The 15,276-nt window shown below is 68.9% G+C and carries 13 protein-coding genes; 9 read left to right on the top strand and 4 right to left on the bottom strand.

Going from position 1 to position 15,276, the window contains the following annotated elements:
* Positions 1–729, top strand: a complete 729-nt coding sequence (gene dnaQ, locus BSP_RS03010) for a DNA polymerase III subunit epsilon (RefSeq protein WP_152949251.1) — start codon at positions 1–3, stop codon at positions 727–729.
* Positions 730–808: 79 nt separating this feature from the next.
* Here the strand turns inward: dnaQ and secB are convergent, their stop codons facing one another.
* Positions 809–1,321 (bottom strand): protein-export chaperone SecB, encoded by a 513-nt coding sequence (secB, locus tag BSP_RS03005; protein ID WP_152949250.1) that lies wholly within the window; start codon positions 1,319–1,321, stop codon positions 809–811.
* 188 nt (positions 1,322–1,509) lie between these two features.
* Between secB and timA the strand changes: the two genes are divergently transcribed.
* Positions 1,510–2,151 carry a TIM44-related membrane protein TimA gene (gene timA, locus BSP_RS03000; RefSeq protein WP_152949249.1) on the top strand — a complete coding sequence of 214 codons (642 nt, stop codon included), beginning with the start codon at positions 1,510–1,512 and terminating at the stop codon, positions 2,149–2,151.
* A complete protein-coding gene (locus tag BSP_RS02995; protein ID WP_152949248.1) occupies positions 2,151–3,275 on the top strand; it encodes an MltA domain-containing protein in 1,125 nt (374 codons plus the stop codon). Before timA ends, BSP_RS02995 begins: the two co-directional genes overlap by 1 nt.
* A 515-nt stretch (positions 3,276–3,790) precedes the next feature.
* Here the strand turns inward: BSP_RS02995 and BSP_RS02990 are convergent.
* From BSP_RS02990 to BSP_RS02980, 3 genes are all read right to left on the bottom strand, one after another.
* Positions 3,791–4,258: a universal stress protein gene (locus BSP_RS02990; RefSeq protein WP_152949247.1), complete on the bottom strand. Its 468-nt coding sequence runs from the start codon at positions 4,256–4,258 to the stop codon at positions 3,791–3,793.
* A 78-nt stretch (positions 4,259–4,336) separates the two neighbouring features.
* A complete protein-coding gene (locus BSP_RS02985) occupies positions 4,337–9,193 on the bottom strand; it encodes an NAD-glutamate dehydrogenase (protein ID WP_152949246.1) in 4,857 nt (1,618 codons plus the stop codon).
* 354 nt (positions 9,194–9,547) lie between these two features.
* Positions 9,548–10,672, bottom strand: coding sequence for an AI-2E family transporter (locus BSP_RS02980; RefSeq protein ID WP_054764399.1), 1,125 nt, complete (start codon positions 10,670–10,672; stop codon positions 9,548–9,550).
* A 110-nt stretch (positions 10,673–10,782) separates the two neighbouring features.
* On the opposite strand from BSP_RS02980, the gene BSP_RS02975 reads away from it, so the two are divergent.
* The 6 genes from BSP_RS02975 to rimI all read left to right on the top strand — a co-directional run bounded on the left by BSP_RS02975 (position 10,783) and on the right by rimI (position 15,252).
* Entirely contained in the window at positions 10,783–12,312 is a 1,530-nt protein-coding gene (locus tag BSP_RS02975; protein WP_152949245.1) for a helicase HerA-like domain-containing protein, read from the top strand.
* Positions 12,313–12,357: 45 nt separating this feature from the next.
* A complete protein-coding gene (locus tag BSP_RS02970; protein ID WP_152949244.1) occupies positions 12,358–12,918 on the top strand; it encodes a NifU family protein in 561 nt (186 codons plus the stop codon).
* A 58-nt stretch (positions 12,919–12,976) separates the two neighbouring features.
* Positions 12,977–13,558, top strand: a complete 582-nt coding sequence (locus BSP_RS02965; protein ID WP_152949243.1) for a helix-turn-helix transcriptional regulator — start codon at positions 12,977–12,979, stop codon at positions 13,556–13,558.
* Between the two features lie 45 nt (positions 13,559–13,603).
* Positions 13,604–14,011, top strand: coding sequence for a helix-turn-helix domain-containing protein (locus BSP_RS02960; RefSeq protein ID WP_152949242.1), 408 nt, complete (start codon positions 13,604–13,606; stop codon positions 14,009–14,011).
* Positions 14,012–14,119: 108 nt separating this feature from the next.
* Positions 14,120–14,812: a tRNA (adenosine(37)-N6)-threonylcarbamoyltransferase complex dimerization subunit type 1 TsaB gene (tsaB, locus tag BSP_RS02955; protein ID WP_152949241.1), complete on the top strand. Its 693-nt coding sequence runs from the start codon at positions 14,120–14,122 to the stop codon at positions 14,810–14,812.
* Positions 14,809–15,252 carry a ribosomal protein S18-alanine N-acetyltransferase gene (gene rimI, locus BSP_RS02950; RefSeq protein ID WP_152949240.1) on the top strand — a complete coding sequence of 148 codons (444 nt, stop codon included), beginning with the start codon at positions 14,809–14,811 and terminating at the stop codon, positions 15,250–15,252. The genes tsaB and rimI overlap by 4 nt, the downstream gene beginning before the upstream one ends.
* Positions 15,253–15,276: the final 24 nt, after the last annotated feature.

Genomic DNA, 15,276 nt, shown 5'->3' with positions numbered 1-15,276 from the left:
ATGGCGCGCGAGATCGTTCTGGACACCGAAACCACCGGCTTCGACCCCAAGACGGGCGACCGGCTGATCGAGGTCGGCTGTATCGAACTGCTGGACCTGCTGCCGACGGGCCGCACCTTCCACCGGTTCGTCAATCCCGAGCGGCTGATCCCGCCGGACGCGATCCGCGTCCACGGCATCACCGACGAGAAGGTCAAGGACGCCCCCAAATTCCACGAGATCGTCGACGATCTGATCGAATTCATCGGCGACGCCCCGATGATCGCCCATAATGCGGCCTTCGACCGGAACTTCATCGACTTCGAATATGCGCGCTGCGGCCGGCCGATCACCGGCGAGGCGCGCTGGATCGACACCCTGAAACTGGCCCAGGCCCGGTTTCCGGGCATGCCCAACTCGCTGGACGCCCTGTGCAAGCGCTTCAAGGTGTCCCTGGTCGAACGGACCCTGCACGGCGCCCTCATTGACGCCCGTCTGCTGGCCGAGGTCTATCTGGAGCTGCGCGGCGGCAAGGAGCGGGTGCTGGACCTGTCGTCGACCCCGGCGGCGGGGCGCGGCGCGCCTTCCGTCGTGCAAGCGGCGGCCTATGGCCCGCGTCCCCGTCCTCTGGCGCCGCGCTCGACGCCGGAAGAACAGGCCGCCCATGTCGCCTTCCTGGCCGAGGTTCTGAAGGACAGGTCCCTGTGGAGCGCCTACGGCGTGGGGATCGAAGAGGCTGCGGCGGCCTGATCCCCGTCCGTCCGTCGCGTCTCAGCAAAAAGGGCGGCCCGCCTGCGGACCGCCCTTCCCTTATAGAGGTTCGCTCGGCTCAGGCCTGGCCGGTCTCGACCGGCTGCTGGGCGATCTGCTGCTGGCGCGCGATATAGATGGCGGCGAAGTCGATCGGGTCCAGCATGAAGGGCGGATAGAAGCCGCCGTCGGCCGTGGCGCGGGCGATGATTTCACGCGCGAACGGGAAAAGATAACGGGGGCATTCGATCAGCAGCAAGGGCTCGATGTCCTGCTCCTGGACGTTCGCCAGCTGGAACAGACCGCCATAGACCAGTTCGACGTGGAAGACGGCCTGGTTCTCGTGGGTCGCCTTGACCGACAGCTTCAGGTCCAGTTCGAACAGACCGTCGGGACGGCCCTGGGCCGACATTTCGACGCCCAGGTCGATCGCCGGCTTGCCGTCGATACGCAGGGATTCTGGGGCGCGGGGGTTTTCGAACGAAAAGTCCCGCACATACTGGGCCAGGATGCGGAAGCCGGGGCCTGCGGGTTGACCCTGCTGAGGCTGGGCCGGTGCGGGGGTGTCGGCGGGCGGAGCGGCGTCGGTCATGGGCGTGTTCGATTGCGAAAAAGGGCCGATAGGGCCGGAATAAGGCGCCGCGACTAACACGTCGGGGCGGCCGGCCGCAATGTCGCACCTGCGCCGGGGGGCGCGCCGCGCCTTGCTTCCTCCTATATCAGCCCCTAATCGTCTCCCTCGCGCCTTCTCCTTCGCGCGCCGACATTCAGGAAGTCCCCTTGCCGGTCCAGTTCCAGATCGTGATCTTCGCCGTCATCGCGGCCTTCGTCCTGTTCCAGCTCTACAATGTGCTGGGCAAGAAGGTGGGGCGACAGCCGCAGGAGGACGCCAAGACCTTGGCCCCGCCCAGCCCGACTGCCCCTGAGGCGTCGAAGACGCCGGCCCTGGACGCCGCCCTTCTGGCCTCGATTGCGGGTTTGAAGGCGCGCGATCCCGCCTTCGATCCGCACCGGTTCCTGGAAGGGGCGCGTCAAGCGTATGAGACCATCGTGCGCGGATACGCCGCCGGCGATCGCGCCGCCTTGAAACCCCTTCTGACGCCGACCGTCATGGCCTCGTTCGAGGCCGGCATAGGGGCGCGGGAGACCCGAGGCGAGACCGAAACGGTCGAATTCCTCTTCCCGCCCCGCGCCGATCTGGAAGGCGCCACGGTTCAGGGCGACAAGGCCGTAGCCAAGGTCCGTTTCCTGGCCGAACTGCGCAGCCGTGTGACCAAGGCCTCGGGCGAGACCGCCGATTCCGTCACCGGCGAGCCCCTGGTCGAGGAACGCCGCACCGCCGAACACTGGACCTTCGAACGCAGCCTGGGCGCCGCCGATCCCAACTGGGTCCTGGCCCGCGTCGAGCCGGCCAGCGCCTGATGTCGGCCTCGCGCCGGCTCGGCTGGCGGACGGCGCGTCTGTGGCCCCTGCTGGCGGTGGCCGCCTGCTCCACGGGGCCGGCGATCACCCCGCCACTTCCTCAGACGCCGCCGGCGTCCCGGCCCTCGGAGACTGAGTCGGGTCCCCGCCCCTATCTGCCCATGCCCAGCCCCGCCGACGGCGTCAGCCCGGCGGTGCTGCCCGGCTGGAACGACGAGGATCATCTGGCGGCCTTTCGCGCCTATGTCGGCGGCTGCGCCGCTGCGCGGGATGCGGCCGGCCGCGCCGTCTGCAGCCGCGCTCAGGCCATGGCGGCCGCTCCCGTCACTCCGTCCGACGCGCGGGCCTTTTTCGAAGCCCGTTTCAGCGCGGTCCCGGCGCAGACCTCAGACGGGCGTCCCGGCCTTTTGACCGCCTATTTCGCTCCGGAATATTCGGCGCGCCGCGCCCCGGACGCGGAGTTTTCGGCGCCCGTCCTGGCCAAGCCGGCCGATCCCCGCGCCGCCGGCGACCGGGCGGCCATCGAAGCCGACGCCCGCCCCGATCAGGCCCTGGCCTGGATGCGGGCCGAGGACCTCTTCTTCCTCCAGATCCAGGGCTCCGGCTATCTGACCTTCGAGGACGGAACCCGCGTCCGCGCCGCCTACGCCGGCGACAACGGCCGTCCCTTCGTCGGCATCGCCCGGCCGATGGCGCGCCAAGGCCTGCTGCCGGAAAACGGCACGTCCGGAGAGGCGATCCGCGCCTGGCTGGCCGACCATCGCGGGCCCGAGGCCCAGGCCGTCATGGCCCTGAACCCCCGCTACATCTTCTTCCGGCTGGACCCCGACGACGACGGCCATCCCGCCGGGGCGGCGGGCCTGCCCCTGATCGAGCGCCGGGCGGTGGCGGTCGATCCGTCCCAGTGGCGCTACGGGGACCTGGTTTGGCTGGAGGCGGACGGCGGAAATCTGCGCGGCGCCACGACCTCCTATCGCGGTCTGGCCATGGCCCTGGATACGGGCTCGGCCATTCGCGGCCCGGTGCGGGCCGACCTCTATATGGGTCGTGGAGACGCCGCCGGCGCCGAGGCCGGGACGGTGCGCCATCCCCTGCATATGTGGCGGCTGATCCCCAAGGGCTGAGGACGCCGCGCTTCGGCCTAGGCGGTCCGTCGGCTCGAAAAAAGGTGTCCGATGTGTCCGATCTGTCCGACGGCCTTTGATTTCCATGAAGAAACTGTCGGACACCGACCGGACTGTCCGGCGTCGGACGCGCTCTGCCCTCTTGGCGATGTCAAAGACCGACGCGCCATTATAGGTGCGGCTGAAGGGGCGCCAGGCAGATCCTCGATCGGATCTGCAAGTCTCTGAATTGGTGCGGCCTTGAGGCGGAAATCGCGCCGAGCCGCTCTTCCCGCGTCAGAGGGCCTTAATGCGGCGACCGGGTTCATCACGGCGAGCACGGCGCATTCACAGCGGTCACGACGCCATCGGAACGCGCCGTGTTCGCCGTGACCTCGTCGTGCCCCGTTGTGATGAACCCACCCTCAATCGGCGTTCCGCCGCCAGACGGTTTCCCTTCCGCTGACGCGGGAAGGAAGACCGACACTCAATGGAATAGAGTCTTCAACGTCCGAGGCGCTTCTCCTAGATTGGCGCTAGGCTAGGTCCTCGATCTCCGCCTCGGTCAGTTCGCCGGGGACGATGGTGACGGGCAGTTTGCGGCCCCCTACATGGGCGCCCTGTTTCAATATGGCGGAGACCAGGGGGCCGGGGCCGCGTGAGCCCGATCCCGCCGCCAGGACCAGGATCTTGATGTCCGGATCGTCGCCCACGACCTTCTTGATCGCCGCCTGGGGCTCGCCCTTCTCGATCAGGAAGACCGGCGGCGCGCCCGACCGCTCCATCGCCTCCTCGCCCAGCCGGTTCAGCAGGGCCTCGGCCTCTTCGCGCTGCTGCCGCTCGATCTCCTCGCGCGCGCCGGACCAGTGGGCGTCGCTGTGGGACGCCAGGACACGCAGCATGACCACCCGCCCGCCGGTGGACTTGGCCCGCCGGCAGGCGAAGCGCAGGGCGGCTTCGAACTCAGGACTGTCGTCGACGACGACCAGGAATTTTCTCGGCATGACGGCCTCCCCAGCCGGTTTTCCCTGACGGAGGAGGCCGGGATGCGGCCCCCTCGTCAAGTCTCGGCCGCAGCCGGTTCAGCCCTTGCCGGCCGCGGAGGCCAGGTCGCGAATGGTGGCGTTGGCGATCGTCAGCTTGGCGAAGGTCCAGCCTGCGCCCGACTGTTCGATCTCGTCCACCGAGGCGCGAACCCCCTCGACCACCGCCAGTTTCGAGCCGATCCAGGCGTCGACGGCCCCTTCGGCGGCGTCTTCGCTGATCCCCACCGAAGCGTCCGACGCCCGCGCCACGGCGCGCGTCAGCGTCGCCTGTTCGGTCATCAGATCCTCGATCAGGCGGCGAACGGCCAGGCGATCGAAATGATCGACCGACGGGATCGAGCCGGCGGCCGCGCGCAGCCGGTCGAAATCGAAGGCGGCGCCCACCTGGTGGTAGAGCCGGGCCATGGCGGCGACCGGCCAGCCCGTCTCCTGAGCGATGTCGCCGATGTCGGCGGCGGCGACCAAGGGCCGCATCACCCCGATCCGCCGGGTCAGATCCTCCGGCGCCCCGTGGTCGGCGAAGGTCTTGACCCGTTCGTCCAATCGTCCCTGTTCGAAACGGGACAGGACCGGCGCGCCTTCGGCCTGGAGCGCGTCGGCGACGGGGCGATAGCGGTCGATCAGCGCCTGGACCGAAGCGCCGTTCTTGGCGCGGCGCGCCAGCCAGAAGGTCTGGCGGCGCAGGACCACGGCGATCTCACGATAGAGGGCCGTCTGCGCCTCGGCGGAAATCTTGAGATCCAGGTTCGAGACGGCGTCCCAGGCCTCATCCAGCCGGAAGATGCGCCGCGCCGCCTCGAAGGCGATGATCAGGGCGGTGGTGTCGCATTCCGCCGAGCCGCGCAGGCGGTCCGGGAAGGTCGGGCCGCACATATTGACCACTTCGTTCGACAGGACCGTGGCGATGATCTCGCGCCGCAGACGGTGGCTCTTCATCTGCGGTTCGAACCGGGCCAGGGCGTCGGGGAAGTAGCGCACCAGAATCTGCTCGAAGAAGGGATCCTCGGGCGCCTGGGACGCCACGATCTCTTCGGACAGTTCCAGCTTGGCGTAGGCGGTCAGGACCGCCAGCTCGGGCCGCGCCAGAGGAATCCCCGAGGCCATCATCTCCTTGATGCGGGCGTCGGAGGGCAGGCCCTCGACCTTGCGGTCCAGTTTGCCGCGCGCCGACAGGCTCTGCATGAAGCGCTGCTGGGCGTCCAGGGCGCCGGGACCTTCCGCCTGTTGCAGGGTCAGGGCCAGGGTCTGGTCGTAGTTGTGGGCCAGGACCTTGCGCCCGACCTCTTCGGTCATCGACGCCAGCAGCGGGGTCCGCTCCTCGGCCGGAAGGACGCCGTTGGTGACGGCCGAGCCGACCAGGATCTTGATGTTGACCTCGTGGTCCGAGGTGTCCACGCCCGCCGAATTGTCGATGGCGTCGGTGTTGATGCGCCCGCCGTTCTGACCGAAGACGATCCGCCCGGCCTGGGTGAAGCCCAGATTGGCCCCCTCGCCCACCACCTTGACCCTGAGTTCGTCGGCGTTGATCCGCAGGGCGTCGGTGCCCTTGTCCCCGACCTGGGCGTCGGTCTCGGCGGCGGACTTCACATAGGTGCCGATCCCGCCCAGATACAGCAGCTCGGCCGGCGCCTTCAGTATGGCGCGGATCAGGCTGACCGGGTCCAGCTGGTCCTCGTCGATGTCCAGGGCCGCCTTGATCTGCGGCGTCAGCTGGATCGACTTGGCCGAGCGGGAGAAGACGCCGCCGCCGGCCGAAATCAGGCCCTTGTCATAGTCCTGCCAGGACGAGCGCGGCAGGTCGAACAGGCGTTTGCGCTCCGCCCAGCTGACTTCGGGGTTGGGATCCGGGTCGATGAAGATGTCGCGATGGTCGAAGGCGGCGACCAGCTTGGTCGCCTTCGACAGCAGGGCCCCGTTGCCGAAGACGTCGCCGGACATGTCGCCGACGCCGACCATTGTGAAAGGCTCGGTCTGGATGTCCTTGCCCAGTTCGCGGAAGTGGCGCTTCACCGCCTCCCAGGCGCCGCGGGCGGTGATGCCCATGGCCTTGTGGTCATAGCCGATCGAACCGCCGCTGGCGAAGGCGTCGCCCAGCCAGAAGCCGTAGGACGCCGAGACGCCGTTGGCGATGTCCGAGAAGGTCGCCGTGCCCTTGTCGGCCGCGACGACCAGATAGGGATCGTCCTGCTCCCAGGCGACCACATGGGCCGGACGGGTCACCGCGCCGTCGGCGGCGATGTTGTCGGTGATGTCCAGAAGGCCCGACAGGAAGGTGCGATAGGCGCGGATGGCCTCGCCCTGAACAGCCTCTCGGTCGGTCGTGCGGGGCAGTTGCTTCGGATAGAAGCCGCCCTTGGAGCCGACCGGCACGATGACGGCGTTCTTGACCTGCTGCGCCTTGACCAGGCCCAGGACCTCGGTGCGGAAGTCGTCGCGACGGTCCGACCAGCGCAGGCCGCCCCGCGCGACCGGGCCGAAGCGCAGGTGCACGCCCTCGACGTGCGGCGCCCAGACGAAGATTTCGCGATAGGGCTTGGGCAGGGGCAGGTCTTCCAGCTCGCTGGAGGCGATCTTGATCGAGATGTGCCGCTTGGGCAGGCCGTCAGCGTCCTGCTGGAAGTAGTTGGTGCGCTTGATCGCGCCGATCAGGGCGGCGATGCGACGCAGGGCGCGGTCGTGGTCCAGGCTCTTCACCGCCTGGAGAAGGGCGGTGATCTGGGCCGTCAGGGCGTCGACGGTCTCCTGGCGGGTCTCCACGGCGGCGCCGTTCGGCTCGAACTTGGCCTTGAACAGGGCCAGCAGGGCGCGCGACACCTCGGGATATTCGCGCAGGGCCTCTTCCTGCACGGCCTGGGACGGGTCCAGACCCGTCTGCTGACGATAACGGGCCAGGGTGCGGATCAGGGCGGCCTCGCGCCATTCCATCCCAAGTTCGATCACCAGTCGGTTGAAGCCGTCGCTCTCGGTCAGGCCGCTCCAGACGGCGGCGAAGGCGCGCTCGAACGGCCCCTTGACGTCCGCGAAGACCAGATCCTCGCCGCGCGGATCCTCCATCAGGAATTCATGGACGTGAATCTCTTCCTCGCCCATCGGCCGGATGGAATAGCCGTATTCCTCCAGCGTCTTCAGGCCCATGTCCGTCATGATCGGCAGGACGTCGGACAAGGGGACGGAGGGGCCGCGACGATAAAGCTTGAAACGGAACTGAAGCGGACTGTCGTCGAGATTGCGGAAGGCCCGGACCGCCACGGGCTCGCCGGCGCCGACCTGGCCGGTGGCGTTCAGCCGATCCATCTCACGCAGATCGACCGCCGCCTCATCGGCGTCATAGCGGTCGCGATAGGCGGCCCCGAAGGCGCGAGCCCAGCGTGCGCTGAGCGGGCCGACCTCGACATCAGCCACCTCGGCCCGCCGCAGGGCGGCTTCGAACCGTTCGATCCAGCTGCGACCGGCCTCGGCCACATCCTGTTCCAGCTGGGCCGCGTCGGGAACCGGATGTTCGCCGGGCGTCACGCCGATGATGAAATGGACCCGAACCAGGGGCGCGTCCGAAAGCTGAGGATACCAGGCGGAGACGCGCCCGCCCCAGGCGCGGGCGACGATCTGGCCGATCCGCTCGCGCACGGAGGCGTCGAACTTCTCGCGCGGAATGAAGCACAGCACCGAGACGAAGCGGTCGAACGGATCCTGGCGCGTGAACAGGCGGATGCGGGGGCGGTCGTACAGGTGCAGGATGCCCAGGGCGATCGACAGCAGCTCGTCCTCGCTGATCTGGAACAGCTCGTCGCGCGGATAGTTGTCGAGGATGTTCTTCAGCCGCTTCTCATTGTGGCTGCCCGGCGCCTTGTCGGCGCGCGACAGGACATTGGCCACCTTGCGGCGGATCAGCGGGGTCTCGGTCGCCAGACGGTCATAGGCCTCAGAGGTGAACAGGCCCACGAACCGGGTCTCGCCGGTCGCCTTGCCGTCCGGCCCGTACCGCTTGACCCCGACGTAATCCATATAGGCGCGGCGGTGGACCCGCGAACGGGCGTTGGCCTTGGCCACGGTGACGGGGTCGCTGAAGTCCAGCTGGCGGCGCATCTGGCGCGTCAGGACGGCGGGTTCGGAGGCGCGGCGCAGAACGGTGCGTTCCGGATCGGCCAGAATGCCCAGGCCGGCGCCCGACTGGCTCAGGGGGGCCTCGGCCTCATAGTCGCCGTCGGCCCCGCGCGGATAGTCGTAGTCGCGTGCGCCCAGGAAGACGAAATGGTCGCTCTTCAGCCATTTCAGGAAGGCGATGTTTTCTTCCAGTATGGCCGGATCGGCCGCGGGCGGAGTGGTTTCCAACCTCTGCACGGCCTGGCGCATCAGGGCGGCCATCGCCTCGTGGTCCTCGACCGCGGCGTGGACGTCGCTCAGGCTCTGGGCCAGGCCCTCGCCCAGGGCGTCGCGGCGTTCCTGGGGCACGGGGTCGATGACCAGGATGATGACCGACAGTCGGCGTCCGTCCAGCGCGACGACGGGGTGGAAGAGGGCGCGCACGGAGACCCCGGCCTCGGCCAGGACGCCCATGACGCTGTCCACCAGGAAGGGGGCGTCGTTCTGGACGATGCGGACCAGGTCATAGTCCAGGGCCTGGCCGTCGGCGCCCGACAACGGCCCCACGGTGATCAGGGGCGGGGAGCCGGCCGGATAGTCGCCGGCGGCGCGCCAGGAGGCGGCGAGCAGGGCGGCCAGATCCTCGCCGTCCAGCTCCGGCGTTTCGTCGGCGGCGTAGTCCTCGTGCGCCTGAGCCAGGAAGGAGCGCTCCGCCTCGCCCGGGCTGGTTCCCAGAATCCGCGCGAATGAAGCTTCCAGCAGGGCCGGGGTGATCGGCTGAACCGTTGCAGAGCGCGGATCGAGGGCGGTCATGGACTTCCAGTCTCGGGCGACGCGGCCGGGGCCGCTGGGGGCTGGCGCGACGCAGCGCCACACCGCTGACTAGGCCAGGACTGATCGCTCGGGAAGCCCCTGAGGGGCGAAGATTCTCATGAACAGCGTTCAGGTTGGAACGGTTGTGCGGCGCCGCAAACGAGAAGGCCGCCGAGTGGGGGAACTCGGCGGCCTGCGCGGACCGACGCATGGGGAGGGGAGGGGCGTCGGCCTCGCTCGGCCGCGGTCGGAGGGGGGATGGCCGCGGCGTTGAGGCTGAGATGGGCGGTCCGGGGCGGGTTTCAAGAGGCCGGCGCCGAAGCTTTCGCTGCGGCCGGACGCCGCACGGCGGCCTCAGGCTTCGTCAGCGTCGTCCTTGGAGAATGAGCCCCGCCTGTGATGCGCCGTCTTGTGTTCGTCCGCATAGGGCTCGCCGTCGCCCGACAGCAGGACGGCCATCCAGCGCGAACCCTTGAACTCGGCCAGGATCGCCATGGCCATCACGGCCAGCGGGGTCGACAGGAACATGCCGACCACGCCCCACAGCTTGCCCCAGAAGGCCAGGGCCAGCAGGACCACCACCGGGTCGATGTTCTGGTTGTCGCCCTGCATGCGCGGCTGGACCAGATTGCCCACGATGAACAGAATGGTCTGAAGCCCCACCAGCAGGATCAGCGCCGGCCAGTAGCTGGGGAATTGCACCAGGGCGAACAGGGGCGGGGCCAGACCCGCCACAGCCCCGCCCAGAACCGGGATGAAGCCGACGATGAAGATGACGAAGGTCCAGAACTCCGCGTTCTGAAGCCCGACGGCCCGCATCAATATCCAGGCTGCGGCGCAGATCAGGGCCCCGGTCACGGTCTGGACCCACAGATAGCCCTCGACCCCGCCGCGGACGCGGTTGAACACCGCGATCGCTTCGTCGCGCTGATGCCTGTGGGGGAACATGGCGATGATCTTGCGCCGGAAGCCGATCTGCGAGGCCAGAAGAAAACCGAGATAGACCAGGACGAAGAAGGCGCCCGAGGCGATGCCCTGCACCTGAAAGGCCACGGAGGTCAGATAGCCGCGCAGATCGACGCCGTTGATCAGGTCCTGGGCCGTGGGGGGATTGTTCAGCCGGATCAGGGCGTAGACGTCGCGGATGATCTGGTCGATGCGCGGCCCGATGTTCTGCGACACGCCCGACGCCTCGCCGAAGAAGCCGGCGGCGCCGTTTACTATGATGGCGATGGAGGCGAAGAAGGCCAGGACCACCAGCAGCAGGGCCGCTGTCCCCGCCCAGCGGTCGTTCAAAGGAGTGCGCGCCGCCACGGACCGCTTGACCCCGTCTATCATGATCAACAGGAAAACGGCCATGGCCAGGGGCGTCAGTATGTCGCGCAGCCAGTAGAGGGCCGCACCGGCCGCGACGGTGGCGATCAAGACCAGGGCGTTTCGCGAGACGGCCGAAGACTGCATGGTGATGGGGCTCTTCATGGCCACCCTTGTCGGTGGGGCGAAGAACGCCGTCAACCGGCCTTGAAGGCGGCGGTTCCGACCCGCTCGCGACTGCGCTAGACCTTCGTCCCGCTTCTGGAGACCTTTCGATGTCCGACACCCCCGCCGGTCTTTTCCTTGGCCAGTCCGACGAAGGCCAGGACCAGGCCCTTCTGTTCCATCGGGCGAACCGCCACGGCGTGGTCGCCGGGGCGACGGGAACCGGCAAGACGGTGACGCTGCAGATCCTGGCCCAGGGCTTTTCGGACGCGGGCGTCCCGGTCTTCTGCGCCGATGTGAAGGGCGACCTGTCGGGGATTTCCCAGATCGGGACGCCGAACGAAAAGCTGCTGGCCCGCGCCGCCGACATGGGCCTGGCCCTGACGCCGTCCGCCGCGCCCACGGTGTTCTGGGATTTGTATGGTCAAAAGGGCCATCCGATCCGCACGACGATCTCCGAGATCGGCCCGGTGCTGATGGCGCGGATGCTGGACCTGAACGAGGTCCAGGAGGGGGTGCTGACGGTGGTCTTCCACGTCGCCGATCAGGAGGGGCTGCTCCTGTTGGACATCGACGATCTGCGCAGCCTTCTGGCCTATGTCGGGGAGAACGCCGAGCGGATCGGACGCGAGGTCGGACATGTCGCCCCAGCCTCGATCGCCGCCGTTCAGCGGGCGATTCTTCAGCTGGAACAGCAGGGGGGCGCGGCCTTTTTCGGCGAGCCGGCCTTGAAGCTGGAGGACGTCATCCGCGTCGGCCTGGACGGCCGGGGCCAGGTCAATGTGCTGGATTCCACCCGGCTGATGAACAGTCCGCGCCTGTACGCCGCCTTTCTGCTGTGGCTGCTGTCGGAACTGTTCGAACAGCTGCCGGAGGTCGGGGACCCGGAGAAGCCGCGTCTGGTCTTCTTCTTCGACGAGGCCCACCTGCTGTTCAACGACGCGCCGCGCGCCCTGCTGGAAAAGGTCGAACAGGTGGTGCGGCTGATCCGGTCCAAGGGGGTCGGCGTCTATTTCGTCACCCAGAATCCGGCCGATATTCCCGACAGCGTCCTGGCGCAGCTGGGCAATCGCATCCAGCACGCCCTGCGCGCCTATACGCCGTCCGAACAGAAGGGGCTGAAGGCTGCGGCCCAGAGTTTCCGCCCCAACCCCGCCTTCGACACGGCCGAAGCCATCCAGGCCCTGGGCGTCGGGGAGGCCCTGGTCTCGGTTCTGGACGACAAGGGCGCGCCCACGGTCGTGGCCCGCACCAGGATCCGGCCGCCCGCCTCGCGGCTGGGGCCGGCGACCGAGGCCGAACGCGCCGCCTTAATCGCCGCCAGCCCGGTCCAGGGCCGGTATGAGCCGGTCCTGGACCGCGAATCCGCTGAAGAAGTCCTCGCCGCCCGCCACGCCGCCGTGGAACGACAGGCTCAGGCCCAGGCGGATCCGAAGCCGCAAGGCCGGGCCAAGGGTGGAGCAGGGGCCGCCCAGGACCGCGACCGGGACGACGTCCGACCGGCGCCGGCGCCGCGCAAGCGAACATCCAATCGGCAGACGCCGATGGAGGCCCTGACCAAGTCCGTGCTGCGCACGGCCGGATCGACCCTGACCCGCGAACTGCTGCGCGGCGTCTTGGGAAGCCTGCGTCGGCGTTAGCGTTTAAGACTTGCAAGCCGTCGGCGTCGTGCGCATCTCCGGCCCATGTTCATCCAGACCGAACCCACGCCCAATCCTAATGCGTTGAAGTTCCTGCCCGGCCGGGAGGTCTCGCCGTCGGCCACGCTGGAATACCGGACGATCGACGAGGCGACCGCCTCGCCGCTCGCCGAAGCCCTGTTCGAGCTGGAGGGGGTTGAGGCCGTCCTGTTCGGCGCCGACCATGTTTCCGTCGTCCGCAGCGTTTCCGGGCCGGACTGGTCGGAGATGAAGGCGCCGATCCTGGGCGTCATCATGGACCATTTCGTCTCGGGCGCGCCCCTCACGCGCGGCCAGGCCGCCGATGTCGATCAGCACGCCGAGGCCGACAGCGAGATCGTCGCCGAGATCAAGGCCCTGCTGGACAGCCGCATCCGCCCGGCGGTGGCCCAGGACGGCGGCGACATCCTGTTCGATTCCTTCGACGAGGCGACCGGCGTCCTGTCCTTGCGGATGCGCGGCGCCTGTTCCGGCTGTCCGTCGTCCTCCGCCACCCTGAAGGCGGGGGTCGAGCAGATGATGCGCCACTATGTGCCCGAGGTGACGCGGGTCGAGCAGACCCTCTAGGGCGAGCCCGGTTTAAATTATCGCCAGACGTGCAAGGAGGCGCCATCTTTAACTTCTGATGGCGCGCTTCGTCCCTGATCCTCTTGTTCTTCGTCTCGGTGAGGCGCTCGCCGCCCTGCGTCGCCAACGCGGCCTGTCCCAGGCCGAGGCGGGCGCTCGACTGGAGATGACCAGCCAGGGTTGGGGCCTTTACGAGGCCGGTCGTCGGCCGGGCCTGTTTCGGCCGGATGTCCAGAGGCGTTTGACCGGCGCCCTCGATTCCACGCCCGAGGCCCTGGCTCTGCTGGCGGCCGGAGGTCCGGACGCGGCGCCGGCCGGTCCGGCGGACGGTCTGGAAGCGCGGGGTCGCGCCTTCTCCGGCGCGTCCATTCCCCAGACCCATCGGCTCGAGGTGGCCGACGACGCCCTGTCGCCCTGGGCCGATCGCGGCGTCGTTCTGGAGTATCGTCCGGGTCAGCCGCGACCGGGGCAGGGCTGCGTAATCCTGACGACCGACGGCCGGCGGCTGGCGCGCATTTTCGATCGCTCGGCCGCCGACGGCCTGCACGTGCGGGGCGTCGGCGGTCTGGAAGGGAAGGAGGTCATAGATCATGGCAGGGTGGCGCAGCTCTGCCTCGTCACGGCGCGCCACGAGCCATGAAACGAAAAGGTTGCATACCCGGACAGGTTGCGCCATCTTCGAGCCATGAACAGCCGCCCCGCCGCTTCCCGCCGGAACGCCCGCTCAGTCGAGGCTGTCGACGTCCATGTCGGCGCGCGCATCGCCGCTCGGCGTCAGGCCCTGGGTCTGTCCCAGACGGCGCTGGGCGAGATGGTCGGGGTCAGCTGCCAGCAGGTGCAGAAGTACGAAGGCGGGCAGAACCGGATATCGGCCGCCCGGCTGCACAATCTGGCGATCGCCCTGTCCATGCCGATCAGCGCCTTTTTTCCGGCGCGGGCGGAGGCCGGCGAGCCGACCGACCTCTCGATCATGCGAACCCTGGCCGCCACGCCGGAAGGCCTGGCCATGGCCGCCGGCTTCGCCGCCATTGAGGACCGTTCCGTAAGACAGGCTCTGACGCAGCTGGTCGAGGTTCTGTCGCGCGCGGCCTAGGAGACGCGGCCTGACGCGCGGCCTGACGCGCGGTCTGAGCGGCGGCTGAGGGCGGGTTGAGGCCGCAAAGCGATTTCCCATCCGCCTGTCAGCCTCTAGAAGGCCGGCATGAGACTCTTGGTCATTGATACGGCGCTGGGCGCCTGTACGGCGGCGGTTTTCCAGGACGACCAGCCCCTGTCGGTGCGGTTTGAGCCGATGGCCAAGGGCCACCAGGAACGGCTGGGGGGTCTGGTGCGCGACGTCATGACCGAGGCGGGGGGCGGTTTCGATCGTCTTGATCGGATCGGCGTCACGGTCGGGCCGGGCTCCTTCACCGGTTTGAGAGTGGGCCTGGCCTTCGCCCAGGGTCTGGGCGCCGCCCTGGGGCGGCCGGTCGTGGGGGTGTCCACGCTGGACGCCCTGGCTGATCCCCTGGCTGATTCCCTGGCGACGGCGGGCGGCCCGGTCGCGGCCCTGATCGACGCCCGGCGGGGTCAGGTCTACGCCAAATTCTTCGCCGGCGGCCGGGCCCTCGGCCCGGAAGAGGCTTTGCCCCTGGAGGCGGCCGCAGACCGCATCGCCGCTCTGGGGACGAAGGTTCAGGCGGTCGGCAGCGGGGTCGGTCTTCTGAGCGAAGCCTATCCTGAGCTGAGGCTGGCCTCGGCCGATCCCGTCGTCGCCCCAGCGCCGGCGGCCTTGGCTCGGCTGACCCGGTTCGCCGATCCCGCCGCCCATCCGCCCCGGCCCCTGTATCTGCGCGCGCCCGATGCGGCGCCGCCTACCCGTCTGCCGGGACAGCCCCGCCAGACCGCGCCATGACGCGTCCCGATCCCGCCGCCCTGGCCGAGGTGCATGCCCAAGCCTTTCCGGCGCCCTGGAGCCAGGACGAGTTCGCCGCCCTCCTGGCCCAGCCGGGCGTCTTTGCTTTGGCCGAGCCGGACGGCTTCATCCTGATCCGGGTCGTGCTGGATGAGGCCGAGATCCTGACCCTGGCGGTGCGGCCCGAGGCGCGGCGGGCCGGTCTGGGCGGGCGCCTGGTCGGTCAGGCGGCCGTCGCCGCCGCCCAGGCCGGGGCCGTGCGCCTGTTTCTGGAGGTGGCCGAGGACAATACGGCCGCCCGCGCCCTTTACGACCGCGCCGGCTTCCGCCCGATCGGGCGACGCAAGGCCTATTATGCACGGCCCGACGGGGGTCGAACGGACGCCCTGGTGCTGGGACGCGATCTTGCTATGAATCCGGACACGGCGCCGCTTCCCTGAAGCGGCCTGAGCCCCTATTCTAGC

Origin of the sequence: Brevundimonas sp. Bb-A (assembly GCF_009394735.1) — a bacterium.
Lineage (GTDB): Bacteria > Pseudomonadota > Alphaproteobacteria > Caulobacterales > Caulobacteraceae > Brevundimonas > Brevundimonas aurantiaca.
Note: the sequence above shows the minus strand (reverse complement) of the source record. Positions and strands in the feature narration are given on the sequence as shown.

Excerpts from the sequence above, each read along its gene's own strand:
- BSP_RS02965 (WP_152949243.1), top strand. The coding sequence starts at position 12,977 with ATGGCGCGCTTCGTCCCTGATCCTCTTGTTCTTCGTCTCGGTGAGGCG.
- BSP_RS02980 (WP_054764399.1), bottom strand. The coding sequence starts at position 10,672 with ATGAAGAGCCCCATCACCATGCAGTCTTCGGCCGTCTCGCGAAACGCC.
- BSP_RS02975 (WP_152949245.1), top strand. The coding sequence starts at position 10,783 with ATGTCCGACACCCCCGCCGGTCTTTTCCTTGGCCAGTCCGACGAAGGC.
- rimI (WP_152949240.1), top strand. The coding sequence starts at position 14,809 with ATGACGCGTCCCGATCCCGCCGCCCTGGCCGAGGTGCATGCCCAAGCC.
- BSP_RS02995 (WP_152949248.1), top strand. The coding sequence starts at position 2,151 with ATGTCGGCCTCGCGCCGGCTCGGCTGGCGGACGGCGCGTCTGTGGCCC.
- dnaQ (WP_152949251.1), top strand. The coding sequence starts at position 1 with ATGGCGCGCGAGATCGTTCTGGACACCGAAACCACCGGCTTCGACCCC.
- tsaB (WP_152949241.1), top strand. The coding sequence starts at position 14,120 with ATGAGACTCTTGGTCATTGATACGGCGCTGGGCGCCTGTACGGCGGCG.
- secB (WP_152949250.1), bottom strand. The coding sequence starts at position 1,321 with ATGACCGACGCCGCTCCGCCCGCCGACACCCCCGCACCGGCCCAGCCT.
- BSP_RS02960 (WP_152949242.1), top strand. The coding sequence starts at position 13,604 with ATGAACAGCCGCCCCGCCGCTTCCCGCCGGAACGCCCGCTCAGTCGAG.
- BSP_RS02985 (WP_152949246.1), bottom strand. The coding sequence starts at position 9,193 with ATGACCGCCCTCGATCCGCGCTCTGCAACGGTTCAGCCGATCACCCCG.
- BSP_RS02970 (WP_152949244.1), top strand. The coding sequence starts at position 12,358 with ATGTTCATCCAGACCGAACCCACGCCCAATCCTAATGCGTTGAAGTTC.
- BSP_RS02990 (WP_152949247.1), bottom strand. The coding sequence starts at position 4,258 with ATGCCGAGAAAATTCCTGGTCGTCGTCGACGACAGTCCTGAGTTCGAA.